This window comes from Pseudomonas sp. LB1P83, assembly GCF_054897885.1.
The window spans coordinates 6,555,321-6,569,144 of record NZ_CM142709.1; the positions used below are offsets into that span (position 1 = coordinate 6,555,321).

A 13,824-nucleotide genomic window follows, 5' to 3' on the forward strand; every position below is an offset into this window, starting at 1 on the left:
CGCTCCTACAGAAATTGCGCGATTTAAACGTTGGCGCATGACCTGTAGGAGCGAGGCTTGCCCGCGAAGGCTTTCTCAAGAATGTCGATTGTTATCGGGTTTAAGTGCTTAAAAATAGACGGATGTGAGATTAATTGCTTTTAAAGCCGATTTTTATCGGCTATAAAGTCGCCATTGCTCACGGCGTGAATCACTGCGCCCGTGCTTCCCGTTTCTGTCATCGGTCGAGCCCACACTCGACCCATTAGCACTTGCCCGGAGATGATTCATGAGTCGTATCGTTACCGTCGCCGCCACCCAGATGGCCTGTTCCTGGGACCTTGAAGCCAACCTCGAGACCGCTGAAAGGCTGGTCCGTGAGGCCGCAGCCAAAGGCGCGCAGATCATCCTGATCCAGGAACTGTTCGAGGCGCCGTACTTCTGCCAGAAGCCGAACCCGGATTACCTGCAACTGGCCACGACGGTAGAAGACAACGTCGCCATCAAGCACTTCCAGAAAGTCGCCAAGGAACTGCAAGTGGTACTGCCGATCAGCTTCTATGAGCTGGCCGGCCGCGCGCGTTTCAACAGCATCGCGATCATCGATGCCGACGGCAGCAACCTCGGGATTTATCGTAAAAGCCACATCCCGGACGGCCCTGGCTACCACGAAAAGTATTACTTCAATCCAGGTGATACCGGCTTCAAAGTCTGGAACACCCGTTACGCGAAAATCGGCGTGGGCATCTGCTGGGATCAGTGGTTCCCGGAGTGCGCCCGCAGCATGGCGTTGCTGGGCGCGGAAATCCTGTTCTACCCGACCGCCATCGGCAGCGAGCCGCACGACAAGACCATTTCCTCCCGTGACCACTGGCAACGCGTCCAACAAGGCCATGCCGGCGCCAACCTGATGCCGCTGATTGCCAGCAACCGCATCGGCAACGAAGAACAGGATGGCTACGACATCACGTTCTACGGTTCGTCGTTCATTGCCAACCAGTTCGGCGAGAAGGTCCAGGAGCTCGACAAGACCGAAGAAGGCGTGCTGGTTCAGAGCTTCGACCTGGACGAGCTGGAGCACATTCGCAGCGCGTGGGGTTCGTTCCGCGATCGTCGCCCGAACCTATACAATGCGATCAAAACCCTCGACGGTTCTCTGGAGTCCTGATCGCATGACCACTTTAAACAGCACCCCGCGCGCCGACGGCTTCTACATGCCCGCCGAGTGGGCGCCACAAACCCAGACCTGGATGATCTGGCCGGAGCGCCCGGACAATTGGCGCCTGGGCGGCAAACCCGCGCAAGCCGCGCACGTGGCCGTGGCCAAAGCCATCGCCCGTTTCGAACCGGTGACCGTGGCGGTCTCCGCCGGCCAATACGAAAACGCCCGGGCCCGCCTCGACGTGCCGAATATTCGTGTGGTCGAGATGTCCAGCGACGACGCCTGGGTTCGCGACACCGGCCCGACATTCGTCATCAATAACAGTGGCGAAGTCCGTGGTGTGAACTGGGACTTCAATTCGTGGGGCGGTCTCGACGGTGGTCTGTATTCGCCGTGGAATCGCGACTCGCAGGTGGGCGGCAAGATCCTCGAGATCGAGCGCAGCCAGCGCTATCGCACTGAGGGTTTCGTGCTCGAAGGCGGTTCGATCCACGTCGACGGCGAAGGCACCCTGATCACCACCGAAGAGTGCCTGCTCAACCGCAATCGCAACCCGCACCTTAATCGTGCAGAAATCGAAGCGGTACTCAGCGCCCATCTGGCTGTGGATAAAATCATCTGGCTGCCGGACGGTCTGTTTAACGACGAAACCGACGGCCATGTGGATAACTTCTGCTGCTACGTGCGTCCGGGTGAAGTATTGCTGGCCTGGACCGATGATCCGCAGGACCCGAACTACCCACGCTGCCAGGCGGCAATGAAAGTGCTGGAAAGCAGCACCGATGCCAAGGGTCGCTCATTCACGGTGCACAAAATGCCGATCCCGGGGCCGCTGTATGCGACCGATGAAGAGTGTGCTGGCGTGGATCCAGTGGACGGTACTCAGGAACGTAATCCTACCGTTCGTCTGGCCGGTTCTTACGTAAACTTCCTGATCGTCAACGGCGGCATCATCGCGCCGAGTTTCGACGACCCGCTGGACGGCCCGGCGAAAGAGATTTTGCAGGGGCTGTTCCCGCAGCACGAGGTGGTGATGGTGCCGGGCCGCGAACTGTTACTGGGGGGCGGTAACATCCACTGCCTTACCCAACAGCAACCGGCTCCGCACAAGGAGTGAGTGGGGTTGTAACAGCGTAAGTTTATCGTTCAGGTCATCGAGTAAAGGTCAACCCTCGCGTCGACCGTGGAAGCCCGCAGCCCTCATGGACTGCGGGCTTCTTTGTATCCGCTTGTCGACAGTTCAGAAACATTGGCACAGCTCTTGTATCTCTCAAGGTGTAAAACAGGGAGGGGGAGGACTGCGATGTTCTGTCATAAACCTTGGATAAGTTAGCCGCTCACGAACCAGGAGAGAGCGCTGAAATGAACGCCGAAATGAACGTAGTGAGCGAGCGGGCGTTGCATCCCCTGGCAGTCAATAGCGAATCGCTCCAGGTCCTGGCGCACTGGTTGAAGTCCAATGGAACGCGTCAGATCAGAGAACCTGATCCGCGCCGGATGATGATCGAGCGTTACCCCGCTGGTTTATTCAGCGAGGCGGAACTGGAAGCGTTGTGGGATGTGATGGAAGGATAAGAAGAAAAAAACAAAGGATTGATAAAAGCGCTGCCGGGAGGGCGGCGCTTTTTTATGGGCGAAGGTTTTGTGAGCTACACACTGACCACTGTGGGAGCGAGCCTGCTCGCGATGGCGGCTGGACGGGCAACATTGATGTCAGCTGACCCACCGCTATCGCGAGCAGGCTGATCTGGCCTAATGAATTTGGACACATTATTTGTGATCCACACCGTTTCAGCGGTGTTTAGAAGCTGTAAGTGCCAGTCACCACCAGGCTGCGCGGTTCGCCCGGTTGAATCTGCGCGGCACTGGTGGCCGACGAGTAATAGGTCTTGTCGCTGATGTTGTTCAGCGCCGCGCGCAAGTCCCAATCCTTCTGCCGGAACCCGGCCAATGCATCCCAACGGCCATAGCCCGGCAGCACGACGGTGTTGAGGTTATCGGCATAACGTTGGCCCACCAAGGTCAACCCGGTTTCCGCATACCAGCCCATTTCCGGTTTCCAGGTCAGGAACACGCTGCCGTTGTGCTTGGCCACGTTGCTGATGCGTTTGCCTTCAAAGCCGTTGTTGTCCTTTTCGACCGTCGCGTCCTGCACGCCCACGCCACCGCGCACGTACCAGTTGCCGGCGATTTTGCCGGTACCGGTCAGCTCGATCCCACGGGAACGTTGCAAGCCCGAGAGCAACGTGATGGTCGGGTTGAGCGGATCGCTGGTGCGGCGGTTGTAGAGTTCCAGTTCGTAGATCGCCAGGGTGGTGCTCAGGCGGTCGTCGAGCCAGTCGCTCTTCACACCGATTTCCTTCTGCTTGGTCAGCTCCGGGCTCAAATCGTTGCTGTTGCCGGCAACGCCCGGCGTGATGCCGATCAAGCCGCCGCCCACTGGCGAGAACGTCTTGGTCCAGGACGCATAGAAGGAATGATTCTGCAGCGGTGTCCAGACCAGCCCTACACGCGGGCTGGTGCTGTGGCTGTCACGATCTTCGGAAATATCCCGCAGCTTGTTGGTCGATTCGATGTCGAAGGTGTCGTAGCGCAAACCGGCCAGCAATTGCCATTGATCGTTCAGGCGCAATTGATCCTGAACGTACACCGCACGGCTTTCGACTTCGGTGTGGTTATCGCTGGATACCTGCATGCGCCCGGTGTGGCGCAAATCGCGATTCGGGTTGTACAGGTCCAGCGCCGGCACCGGTGAACTGCCTCGCCCTGTAGTGGCCGCGTTGTACAAGGTCGGATCGCGGCGCTGGCTGCCCGTCTCGATGCCGGTCAGCAGGCGATGCTCCAGGCCGAAGGTGTTGAAACCGCCTTCCAGTTCGACGTTGTTGTAGACGTTGCGGGTGGTCAGGTCCTGCTGCCAGTGCTGGCGCGTGACTTTGTTGGTGGCCGGGGTGTAACCGGTCAGGTACGTGTTGTCGAAATCGCTGTCGAGCTTGAACACGCCCAGGGTGTGGCGCAGTTGCCAGTTGTCGCTGAGTTCATAGCTGAGTTTGGAGCGCAGGGATTGCGACTTGTCGTCGATGAAATCGTGCTCGCTGCCGTAGGTCGTATCGCGTCCTACGTCTGCCGGGCGTCCGTTGACGCCGGGGATACCGCGATCCGGCGTACGGTTGTAGCGGCTGTATTCGTACTGCACCAACCAGTTCAGGTCCGGCGTCAGTTGCCAGCTCATCGACGGCGCGAACAGTTGGCGGTTGCCGCTGACGCCATCACGGAAGCTGTTCTGGTCCATGTTGCCCATGTTCAGGCGCAGGCTGATGTTCTCGGATGGATCGGTGCTGAGGTCGGCATAAAGGCTGCGCAAATCATCGCTGCCGCCCTGGGCTTCAATCGTTGAACGGCGACCGAACTCGGGCAATTTGCTGACCCGGTTGACGATCCCACCCTGGCTGCCACGGCCGTATAACACGGCGGCCGGGCCCTTGAGGACTTCGATACGCTCGATGTTGTGCAAGTCGCGCACGTATTGGCTGTCGTCCCGAATGCCATCGAGGTAGAAGTCGTTGCTGGCGTCGAAACCGCGGATGCGCAGGCTGTCGAAACGCGTATCGGCACCGCTGCTGACGTTGGGGATGCCACTTAGCGCAGTGCCCAGATCATTGGTGCCGTAATCCACGACGTTCGAGGTTTTAATCGAGTCGATGGCTTGAGGTACGTAGCGGACCGGTGTCGCAGTGCGGGTTGCGGTGTTGGTTTCCTTCACTCGCGGGTCATCGGCTTCCGCTTCGGCACTGATTGAGGTTTCGGGCAAAACGGTGGTCGCGGCGCAGGTGAAACCGGCAGACAGAAAAGCGGAAAGCCCAAGGGTAACGGGCGTAAGGCGGAAGGGGGCAGGCATCTGAAGCGCATCCGAAAGGGTGGAAGAATTCGAGGGTGCGAATGGTAATGCTTGTTATTTACTTCCGTTAATTATTCTTGAAAAGCTCTGTTGCTGGATTGTTTCGATTTGTGTCGAGATTGCTACAGAGGCCCGGCGAGGCCATTCGACCGATTCTTGAAACAGACTGAAAGCCATTCCAGCGTTTTTCCGAAACTGACTGAGGATTAGTCTGCCGGCATCGAATTTTCCTGATTGTTAGCCGGAGTCTCCTATGATCCTTCACTACATTTACGACCCTTTATGCGGCTGGTGCTACGGCGCTAAACCGCTGGTACAAGCCGCCCAAGGCGTACTGCCGGTGATCGCCCACGGTGGCGGCATGATGAGCGGCGCCAATCGCCAAACCGTTTCCCCACAACTGCGCAACTACGTGATGCCCCACGACCGACGTATCGCCGAGTACACCGGCCAGCCATTCGGCGAAGCGTATTTCGAAGGCCTGTTGCGTGATGAAACGGCTGTGTTCGATTCCACGCCGCCGATTGCTGCTGTGTTGGCAGCTGAACAGCTTGCAGGACGTGGACTTGAGCTGCTGGGGCGTTTGCAGACGGCTCATTACATGGAAGGTCGGCGCATCGCCGATGCAGCGGTTTTGGTGGAGCTCGCCGAAGATATCGGCCTCGAAACTCAAGCCTTCCAGCTGGCATTCAAGGAAGCTGAAACCGATCGGCATGTCAGGGAGAGCCGCGCACTCTTGGCCGAGGTCGGCGGCCAGGGTTTTCCGACCTTCGTCCTTGAACAGGATGGCCAATTCACCCTGGTCGATATCGGACCCTGGCTCGGCAAGCCGCAAGCATTCGCGCAATGGTTAAGCCAATCGCTTCCCGCGCCAGCGTCTTCAACACCCGTGCAAGCCTGTGGCATCGACGGTTGCGCCCCTTGAATTCATCCGGAGTCATCATGGACAACCTGAGCCTGATCAAAAGCACCTACGAAGGCGCCAACTCCCATGAAAACGCACGCAACACCGCGGCGGCCCTGGCCGCTGATGTCCGCTGGACCGAGGCGGCAGGCTTTCCTTACGCCGGCACCTACGTCGGTTTCGATGCCATCGCCGAGAACGTGTTCAAGCGCCTGGCCACCGAGTGGGACGATTTTCAGTTGAAGATCGAGGACTACGTCGCACAGGGCGACAAGGTGTTTGCCTACGGCAATTACAGCGGAATCTATAAAGCCACCGGCCGTCCGATGAACGCTCGCGTTGCGCATTTGTGGACCTTGGCCGATGGCAAAGTCACCCACTTCGAACAGTTCGTCGACAGCCATACCGTGCAACTTGCGATTGCCGGCCAGTAATTGCTTAGACGATTTTCACCGTTTCATAGACGATTCATGAAATTGACACATCGTTGAGCGCGCGGATACGATCCCGTTCAACGCCTGTGGCTAACCGCCATGACTCACAAAATAATAAAAAGGCCCGCCACGATTTTCTCGTGGGCGGGCCTTTTTGTTTTGGGGTGAAAAAAGAGTGCGATAGCGCCATTTCAGCCGTTCGACACAGCGCGCATCAACCGGTAATAAGGAAAAGAACAACATGTTGAATAAGCGAATCAGCCTGATCGCTCTGGGGATGTTGAGCGCTACACAGGCCATGGCTAACGACCAGGCCGAATCCAAGGGATTTGTTGAAGACAGCAGCCTCAAAGTGCTGCTGCGCAACGCCTACATCAATCGTGATTACAAAGACGGTAACCCGGACAAAGCCGAGTGGGGCCAAGCGGCCATCGGTACGTTCTCGTCCGGCTTCACCCAAGGCACCGTCGGTGTCGGTGTGGATGCCTTCGGTCTGTACGCATTGCGTCTGGATGGTGGCAAGGGTCGTACCGGCGCTCAAGGCATCGACTTCTTTAAAAAGGGCGACAGTGGCAACGCGGCTGACGACCTGTCCAAAGGCGGCGCAGCGGTCAAATTCCGTCTCTCCAGCACCACGCTGACCTACGGCGACCAGATGCCGGCCCTGCCGGTTCTGAGCTACGACAACGGGCGCCTGCTGCCGGAAAGCTTCACTGGCACCATGATCACTTCCAAGGAGATCAAAGGCCTGGAACTGAACGCCGGTCGCTTCACCGCCGAATCGCGCAAAAGCGCTGAAGGCCGTGACAGTGGTGGCCTGAAGTCGATCAACGTGTTGGGCGGTAGCTACCAGTTCACCGAACAATTCAAGGCTGCACTCTACGCATCCGACGTCGAAGACGTGCTGAAGAAGCAATACGTGAACGCCAACTACGTGTTCCCGATCGACAAGGATCAGTCCCTGACCCTGGACTTCAACGGCTATCGCACCAAGCTGGACGATTCCTACGTCCGCGAAAGCGGCGCCACCGGCGACGATAACAAGATCTGGAGCCTGGCCGCGACTTTCGCCACCGGCCCGCACTCGTTCACCCTCGCTCACCAGCGCAGCACCGGCGACAGCAACCTGGGCTATGCCTACGGCGGTTACCAGAAAGATCAAGGTCGCGTCGGTGACGGTGGCAACACCATCTACCTGGCAAACTCCTACTGGTCCGACTTTAACGCCGAAGACGAACGCAGCTGGCAGCTGGGCTACGGCCTGGACTTCAGCACCTTCGGTATTCCGGGGCTGAGCTACAACTTCGCCTACGTGCGCGGTGACAACATCACTACGTCCACCAGCGAAGGCGGCACCGAGCGCGAAATCTTCAACCAGTTCAAGTACGTCGTGCAAAGCGGTCCGGCCAAAGACCTGAGCGTGAAATTGCGCAGCTCGATCCTGCGTGTCTCGCAGAAATCCAGCGAGTACAACGTCAGCGGTAACGAAGTGCGTGTGTTCGTGGATTACCCGATCAACATCTTCTGATGATCGATTGAGTGTTCATCACTCGATAAAAAAACCCGACTCGTTCGGGTTTTTTTTCGCCTGACAACCGTTCAAAAACGCATAAAACGGCCATTTTCGATCATAAAAAGTCGAATTAAAGCAACGTCATGCTCCGTTTCAAGCAGCGCTTGATATGCCTCAAATTCTTTCTCATGGACGTAAATCCTGTGCTCTCTAGATTAGGCTGCTAAATGTACGGAGATTTTTGAAAATGATCGTTTTGAACAGAGAAGTGGGCGAATCGCTACGGCGTAACAAATATGCCAACGTCCAAGGTGCTGACTTCAATCTTTTCGGTCATTTCAACGATTTCGTCAGATTGACCAGAAGTTGGGAAAACATGGAGCCGGACAGTTACTACGGTCAGGCCGAGGCAGGTATGCGGTACCGTCGCTACAGCGATTTTGAGTACAACCCGGTCACGCGGGACCTGAAGCAGCTGGAGCATCGGGCCTATGTTCAGTCCAAGGCCAACAACAGCTACGTGGGCGGGGTTGTGCGGCACTTCCAGGACTTTTCCGATGAGGTCATCAATTCGCCAGTGATGCGCAGCCTGATCGACACCGACTTCGACGTGTACAAAAACGTGCTGCCGGAGGTGTTGCACAAGGAAATCTGGCAATGCCAGATTCATCAGATCCGCATCGAGATCAAGCCTGGCAAACAGCTGGAAATCACCCCGGAAGGTATTCACTGCGACGGTTATCCGTTCAGTGGCGTGCACTTCTGGGGCCGCAATAACGTTGAAGGGGCGGAGAGCCGTTTGTACGAAGCTCAAAATCAAGAGCAAGTGGCATCGACGACCTACGAGGAAATCCTCGACACCACCTATTTTCTCGATCGCGACATGCGTCACTACGTGACACCGGCACGCAATACCCACTCTCACGCGATGGCGTACCGGCAGATTCTGGCGATCTCTTTCTCGCGGCCCGGGACCGCTTTCGACATTGTTCGCTGAACAGTACAACTCCGTGACCAGCCTCGCCGAGTGCCCTGCACCGGTGATGCTGCGGCGCACCACGGCCAAGGATGCACAGCGCCTGGAACGCTTCTTTCGGCAATTCGAAGAAGTGTCTTTCTGTGAATGGCAGGACGCCAAATGCCTGCGCAGTGTGCTGGTGCAGAAGACCACTACCGCGTTTATTGCACTGGATGTCAGCGGCGAAATAGTCGGCGCGGTGTTGGGCGGAATGCTCGGCAGTCGCGGCACGATCAACCATTTGGCAGTGAGCCCGTTGTATCGCAGCCAGGGCGTCGGTCAACGACTGGTTGAATCCGCATCGGCCGATATGAAACGCGTGGGCGTGCTGCGGATGTTCCTGTTTGTCGACGATGCTAACCTTGCCGGCCAACGCTTTTGGAGTGCCCAGGGTTTTTGCGAACCGCGCGGCGAAAGAACATTTGAGAGGGACCTATGAATGAGACCTCCAGCCGCCAGCCGCTGATGGTCGAACCGCACGCGTCGCGCACCTTCGCCGAGGCCAGCCCGGTCATTGCGGGCTACTTCACGGTGTCGTTTGTGTTCGGTTTGATGGCGGTGAATGCCGGGTTGCCCGTGTGGCTGCCGGTTGCGATGTGCCTGTTCGTGTATGCCGGCGCTTCACAGTTCGCCGCTCTGGCGCTGATTTCCAGCGGCGCTTCGCTCACCACCATTATTCTCACCACGTTTTTGATCAATGCGCGGCACATGCTGATGTCGGTCTACATGGCCAAGGCGTTGCAGGCGATGGGTCTCAGTCGGTTTGAGCGTTGGTGTTACGCGGGCGGGCTGACCGATGAGTCTTTCGCTTTTCACAGCGTCAAACTGGGCAAGGGTTCGCCCGTCAACGTGCGTTACCTGATCGGTTTCAATCTGTATTGCCACACCTCGTGGGTGCTCGGCGGTTTGCTGGGGGCGATTTGCGCGCAGTACGCGGCGCACTTGATCCAGTATCAGCTCGACTACGCGCTGACCGCGATGATGCTCTACGTGCTGGTGTCGTTGTGCAACACACGTAACAAACTCATCGCCGCACTGGCCGCCGTCGCTTGCATGGGCGCGCTGAGCCTGGTCGGCAGCTCGCCCTTCAACGTATTCATCGCCACATTCGTGGGCTGCGGGGTGGGCGTATGCCTGACCAAACGTTCCTGATTCTGGTCGTCGCGCTGATGATGGTCGTGACCTTCCTGCCGCGCGCGTTGCCGCTGCAAGTGAACACCGACCATTGGCCGCCCTTCGTCGCCCGGGCGCTGGAATACCTGCCGGTGGCGATCGTCGCTGCAATCAGCCTTACGCCGTTGTTGATCAAGGATCAGCACGTGCAGCTCGATCGCCCGGAATTCTATGCCGCGATTCCGACGTTGTTATGTGCGTATTTCAGCAAAAACCTCTTTCTCTCCGTTGCGGTGGGAACGGCTGCGTACATTGCGCTCGGCTCGTTCATGTAACGGGAGGTCGACCACATCGTGCAAGGCCTGACCCGACAACTCCGGATTGTTGATCGCCAGCCGCACTTCGAGGGCATCCTCGAAACCGGGGAAAATGGTCAAGCCATTACGCTGGGCGGCATCCCGCGAGACCATGCCGAGGCCGTCCATTTGCGTGATCAACGACAACGTCAGGGTTTCGCTGCACGAATACACCATCCGCTTGCCCGATTCGTAATTGCCAAGACCGGCATCGAGAAAGCGCAGGAAGCTGTGGGAATACGGACAATCGTCGGCCGGACGCACCTGAAACTTGTTGCCGAGCAACACCAGCGGATCATGTTCCTGACCGCAATGCGCACCGACCACCTGCACCTGGACCTCGGGCAGGATGATGCTGGGCAATCCGGGCTTCTGCGGGCCGATCAGCACCGCCAGGTCGAAGTCTTCATTCTTCAGCTTACTGAGGTTTTCCATCGACTCGGCGTAGCTGAATTCCAGCTGATAGTCGGGAAACACCTCAATCAGGCGTCCGATCATTCGCCGATTGAAGTCAGCCGACAGCGTCGTGTTCAGCGCCACCTTGAGCGTGCGCTGCCCAGGCACCTTCAGCGCGGCCACTTTTTCTTCAAGTTGCCGCGTGGCGACCAACACCTTGTCCATGTAAGGCGTGAGCTCCGTGCCTTGCGGGGTCAGGGTCAACCCCTTGTTGGAGCGACGAAACAACCGAAAACCGAACTGCTCTTCGACCTTGTTCAACTGCGCGGCCAACGCCTGCACGGTTAAACAGGAATGCTCTGCCGCCGCCGACAAAGAGCCGGTCTGCACAATGCGCATCAGGTTGCGTAGGGTTCTGCTATCCATTGGGTAATGCCCTCTAAAGTGGGCTGGCTATTGTTGAGTACCTGGCCGCCGGTTGGGCGATTCGTGCTGGCTATAATCCTGCACATGAACACGCTTGTCCCGAGTTTAGTAGCGAAATGATGCTGCGTCCGATGGTTGGAGGCTTACATAGAGTCGAGGTTTTTGGGGAGTGATGGGTGATCAGGGTCAAAAAAATGCTCGGGCCGGGAGGTTTGGGCATTTTTTTTGGATGAAAAGTCAGCGACGTTTCGGGTTTCAGCGTGTGAGGGGTTCAGTGAAATTGTCCGGTTTCGAAACGGTTTTGTGCAAAAAGCGAGATTTATGATCGTTTTTGAGCAAGTAAAATCATTTTTATGCGTTTGGGGTCAGTTCGACGGTGCCCAATTCCCATTGGTGGAGCTCAATTTGAAGTGCTCTAAATATTCGTTTTTATGCATTAGTCCCGAAAAATAATCATTTTTATGCAGCAAAACCTGATTTTGATCGTTACTCTCCATTTGTGGCAGTTTGATTTGGCCGAGGTTTTAAAAGGAGTGTGACGTGAGCGAGTTTCCCGTAGACCCCATCGGTGCTGCCTGGCTAGCAACGACATTCGACGTGCGGCCGATAGCACGGCTACCCGTGTTAAGTCAGGTCGGTAGCCGACGGTCAACTCAGGTCGAAGACGGGTTTCGTCTTGAGACCTATCCGGAGAACATGCGCCCCGATCCGGACTTTTCATCCCATCTGCAATTTCACCTGCGGCATGAAGTTCCGAACCTTGAGTTCTTGACCAGACTGTTTACCAAGGTGGGTCCTGCACCGGTACAAGGCTGGTTGAATGACGAGCCCACCGGCCAATATGCCCGCAGGTCGGCGTTCTTGTTTGAGTGGCTCACTGGCGAGCGGTTGCAGGCGCCAGAACCTATAGGCGGTAAGTATGTCGACGCCATCAACGCCGATCTGATGGTGGCGGCTTCACCCGAAGAGGCGGTGAAGGTGCCGCGTTGGCGCGTGCATGACAACCTGCCTGGCACGAGCGACTTCTGCCCGATCGTCGTCAAGACAGCAGCCGTCCAGTCAGCAGCGGACCTCGATGTGCCTCACCTCTTTGGTCAACTGACCGCAGAGTTTGGCGAAGCGCTTCTGCTGCGCGCCGCCGCATGGATGACACTCAGGGAAAGCAAAGCCAGCTTCGCCATTGAAGGGGAGGCGGACCGTTCTACGCGTATTCAGCGTTTCGCAGATGTGTTGGCACGACGAACCGGTCAGGGCGAACTGCCGCTCACCGATGCTGCACTGGCTGAGATGCAAGAAGAAATCCTTGGAGCAGTGACCACACTGACACGTATGGGGATTCGGCAATCTCCGGTGTTTGTTGGCGAAACTGTCCGCTATCAGGAGATCGTCTATTACGTCGCTCCCCCGGAGAGCGATCTGGAGCGGATGTTGGAAGGCATTCGCGTCTTTCTGAATCGCACTCAAGGGCAGTCCCCGGTCATGCGCAGTGCTGTAGCAGCGTTTGCTTTTGTGTATATCCATCCGCTGGCCGATGGCAACGGCCGAGTCCATCGCTTCCTGATCAACGATATTCTGCGTCGTGATGGGGCCATTCCAGACCCGGTGATTCTTCCGATATCAGCTGTTATCACTGACGACTCTGCTGAACGGCGTCTCTATGACAGCGTGCTGGATCAGGTTTCAAAACCGCTCATGCAGGGCATACGAGACCAGGTAGCATTCGCCAATACGCGTACGCAATACCCTGACGGCGTGGTCTCGAATATTGAATTCACAGGCCAGGATCAGGCCCGCCCGGTGTGGCGCTATCCGAACCTGGGGCCACACGTTGTTTTCATGTCCAACGTCATTCGCCGCACCATCACCGAACAGATGCGTGAAGAGTCGCGGTATTTGCGCAGCCACATAAGGGCCAGACAGGCAATCAAGGAAGTCGTTGAGATGCCTGATCAACAGGCTGATCGGCTCTTGCGATCCATAGAGCAGAACGAAGGGAAGCTGAGCAACGTATTGGCCAAGGAAATGCCTGTGCTGGCAAGGCCGGATATTTGGGCTGCCATTATCGAAGCGGTGGCTCAGTCGGTTCGGGGGGAGGAGCCGATAGACAGTAGCGTGAGTGATCGATACCACCCGAATCAGCCAGTGGGCCGATGACCGATTTACGCAAAAAGCCCCGATTGAATCGGGGCTTTTCTATGCGCGCAGTTGTTTGATGTACGTGACGGCGTTACTGATTGCGATTGTTCATCGGCGCGTCCAACACCTTCACCACATCATCGATGATCGCCTTACTCATATCCTGCAAATAATGCGATGCCCAGGCATGCCGATCGGTGTCGCGAACCATGGCCGCGTCTGATGCGAGTAGCTTGGCGACGTGGAGCAGATCGGAGGCGTGGGAGAGGGCTGCGATGACCGGGACGCCTGCGTTGATGCGGAAGAGCGGTTGGTTGGAGTGGTAGGAGAAAGGGGTGAGGCCGATGGTTTTCAGGTCTTGAGGGTTGGTCATTGGGCACCTCCGGTTTTTGGGCGGAGGTGTGCGTGACTTGGTGCAGCAATGGCAAAAATTTTGAATGGATTGCGGGCATTCATAAGGAGAACTCCAGTTGGTTTCTGCATCAAATTCGA

At 57.1% G+C, this 13,824-nt stretch carries 14 protein-coding genes; 11 read left to right on the forward strand and 3 right to left on the reverse strand.

What is annotated here, in order from left to right; genetic code table 11:
- Positions 1-268 precede the first annotated feature (268 nt).
- The 3 genes from aguB (at position 269) to ACYZTY_RS30155 (ending at position 2,716) form a co-directional block, all read left to right on the forward strand.
- Positions 269-1,147 carry an N-carbamoylputrescine amidase gene (gene aguB / locus ACYZTY_RS30145; protein ID WP_461956660.1) on the forward strand — a complete coding sequence of 293 codons (879 nt, stop codon included), beginning with the start codon at positions 269-271 and terminating at the stop codon, positions 1,145-1,147.
- Positions 1,148-1,151: 4 nt separating this feature from the next.
- A complete protein-coding gene (gene aguA, locus ACYZTY_RS30150) occupies positions 1,152-2,258 on the forward strand; it encodes an agmatine deiminase (RefSeq protein ID WP_461956661.1) in 1,107 nt (368 codons plus the stop codon).
- Positions 2,259-2,503: 245 nt separating this feature from the next.
- On the forward strand, positions 2,504-2,716 hold the full coding sequence (locus ACYZTY_RS30155) for a hypothetical protein (RefSeq protein ID WP_046045525.1): 213 nt from the start codon (positions 2,504-2,506) through the stop codon (positions 2,714-2,716).
- Between the two features lie 226 nt (positions 2,717-2,942).
- On the opposite strand, the gene ACYZTY_RS30160 is transcribed toward ACYZTY_RS30155, so the two are convergent.
- The gene (locus ACYZTY_RS30160) at positions 2,943-5,036 is read right to left on the reverse strand and encodes a TonB-dependent receptor (RefSeq protein WP_461956662.1); all 2,094 of its coding nucleotides are present in this window, start codon (positions 5,034-5,036) and stop codon (positions 2,943-2,945) included.
- A 253-nt stretch (positions 5,037-5,289) separates the two neighbouring features.
- On the opposite strand from ACYZTY_RS30160, the gene ACYZTY_RS30165 reads away from it, so the two are divergent.
- From ACYZTY_RS30165 to ACYZTY_RS30195, 7 genes are all read left to right on the forward strand, one after another.
- A complete protein-coding gene (locus ACYZTY_RS30165; RefSeq protein ID WP_461956663.1) occupies positions 5,290-5,961 on the forward strand; it encodes a DsbA family protein in 672 nt (223 codons plus the stop codon).
- 17 nt (positions 5,962-5,978) lie between these two features.
- Entirely contained in the window at positions 5,979-6,374 is a 396-nt protein-coding gene (locus ACYZTY_RS30170) for a nuclear transport factor 2 family protein (RefSeq protein ID WP_461956664.1), read from the forward strand.
- 241 nt (positions 6,375-6,615) lie between these two features.
- On the forward strand, positions 6,616-7,902 hold the full coding sequence (locus ACYZTY_RS30175; protein ID WP_461956665.1) for an OprD family porin: 1,287 nt from the start codon (positions 6,616-6,618) through the stop codon (positions 7,900-7,902).
- Between the two features lie 232 nt (positions 7,903-8,134).
- Positions 8,135-8,884 carry a 2OG-Fe dioxygenase family protein gene (locus ACYZTY_RS30180; protein WP_461956666.1) on the forward strand — a complete coding sequence of 250 codons (750 nt, stop codon included), beginning with the start codon at positions 8,135-8,137 and terminating at the stop codon, positions 8,882-8,884.
- Positions 8,885-8,930: 46 nt separating this feature from the next.
- Entirely contained in the window at positions 8,931-9,344 is a 414-nt protein-coding gene (locus tag ACYZTY_RS30185; RefSeq protein WP_461959417.1) for a GNAT family N-acetyltransferase, read from the forward strand.
- Positions 9,341-10,057, forward strand: a complete 717-nt coding sequence (locus tag ACYZTY_RS30190) for an AzlC family ABC transporter permease (protein ID WP_461956667.1) — start codon at positions 9,341-9,343, stop codon at positions 10,055-10,057. The genes ACYZTY_RS30185 and ACYZTY_RS30190 overlap by 4 nt, the downstream gene beginning before the upstream one ends.
- Positions 10,036-10,353 (forward strand): AzlD domain-containing protein, encoded by a 318-nt coding sequence (locus tag ACYZTY_RS30195; RefSeq protein WP_461956668.1) that lies wholly within the window; start codon positions 10,036-10,038, stop codon positions 10,351-10,353. The genes ACYZTY_RS30190 and ACYZTY_RS30195 overlap by 22 nt, the downstream gene beginning before the upstream one ends.
- On the opposite strand, the gene ACYZTY_RS30200 is transcribed toward ACYZTY_RS30195, so the two are convergent.
- A complete protein-coding gene (locus tag ACYZTY_RS30200; RefSeq protein WP_109627420.1) occupies positions 10,270-11,196 on the reverse strand; it encodes a LysR family transcriptional regulator in 927 nt (308 codons plus the stop codon). The two genes, ACYZTY_RS30195 and ACYZTY_RS30200, sit on opposite strands and share 84 nt — an antisense overlap.
- A 540-nt stretch (positions 11,197-11,736) precedes the next feature.
- Here ACYZTY_RS30200 and ACYZTY_RS30205 point away from each other — a divergent pair.
- The gene (locus ACYZTY_RS30205; protein ID WP_461956669.1) at positions 11,737-13,350 is read left to right on the forward strand and encodes a Fic family protein; all 1,614 of its coding nucleotides are present in this window, start codon (positions 11,737-11,739) and stop codon (positions 13,348-13,350) included.
- A 73-nt stretch (positions 13,351-13,423) separates the two neighbouring features.
- Here ACYZTY_RS30205 and ACYZTY_RS30210 read toward each other — a convergent pair whose 3' ends face one another.
- The gene (locus ACYZTY_RS30210; protein WP_461956670.1) at positions 13,424-13,705 is read right to left on the reverse strand and encodes a DUF3077 domain-containing protein; all 282 of its coding nucleotides are present in this window, start codon (positions 13,703-13,705) and stop codon (positions 13,424-13,426) included.
- Positions 13,706-13,824: the final 119 nt, after the last annotated feature.

Excerpts from the sequence above, each read along its gene's own strand:
- aguB (WP_461956660.1), top strand. The coding sequence starts at position 269 with ATGAGTCGTATCGTTACCGTCGCCGCCACCCAGATGGCCTGTTCCTGG.
- aguA (WP_461956661.1), top strand. The coding sequence starts at position 1,152 with ATGACCACTTTAAACAGCACCCCGCGCGCCGACGGCTTCTACATGCCC.
- ACYZTY_RS30155 (WP_046045525.1), top strand. The coding sequence starts at position 2,504 with ATGAACGCCGAAATGAACGTAGTGAGCGAGCGGGCGTTGCATCCCCTG.
- ACYZTY_RS30160 (WP_461956662.1), bottom strand. The coding sequence starts at position 5,036 with ATGCCTGCCCCCTTCCGCCTTACGCCCGTTACCCTTGGGCTTTCCGCT.
- ACYZTY_RS30165 (WP_461956663.1), top strand. The coding sequence starts at position 5,290 with ATGATCCTTCACTACATTTACGACCCTTTATGCGGCTGGTGCTACGGC.
- ACYZTY_RS30170 (WP_461956664.1), top strand. The coding sequence starts at position 5,979 with ATGGACAACCTGAGCCTGATCAAAAGCACCTACGAAGGCGCCAACTCC.
- ACYZTY_RS30175 (WP_461956665.1), top strand. The coding sequence starts at position 6,616 with ATGTTGAATAAGCGAATCAGCCTGATCGCTCTGGGGATGTTGAGCGCT.
- ACYZTY_RS30180 (WP_461956666.1), top strand. The coding sequence starts at position 8,135 with ATGATCGTTTTGAACAGAGAAGTGGGCGAATCGCTACGGCGTAACAAA.
- ACYZTY_RS30185 (WP_461959417.1), top strand. The coding sequence starts at position 8,931 with ATGCTGCGGCGCACCACGGCCAAGGATGCACAGCGCCTGGAACGCTTC.
- ACYZTY_RS30190 (WP_461956667.1), top strand. The coding sequence starts at position 9,341 with ATGAATGAGACCTCCAGCCGCCAGCCGCTGATGGTCGAACCGCACGCG.
- ACYZTY_RS30195 (WP_461956668.1), top strand. The coding sequence starts at position 10,036 with ATGCCTGACCAAACGTTCCTGATTCTGGTCGTCGCGCTGATGATGGTC.
- ACYZTY_RS30200 (WP_109627420.1), bottom strand. The coding sequence starts at position 11,196 with ATGGATAGCAGAACCCTACGCAACCTGATGCGCATTGTGCAGACCGGC.
- ACYZTY_RS30210 (WP_461956670.1), bottom strand. The coding sequence starts at position 13,705 with ATGACCAACCCTCAAGACCTGAAAACCATCGGCCTCACCCCTTTCTCC.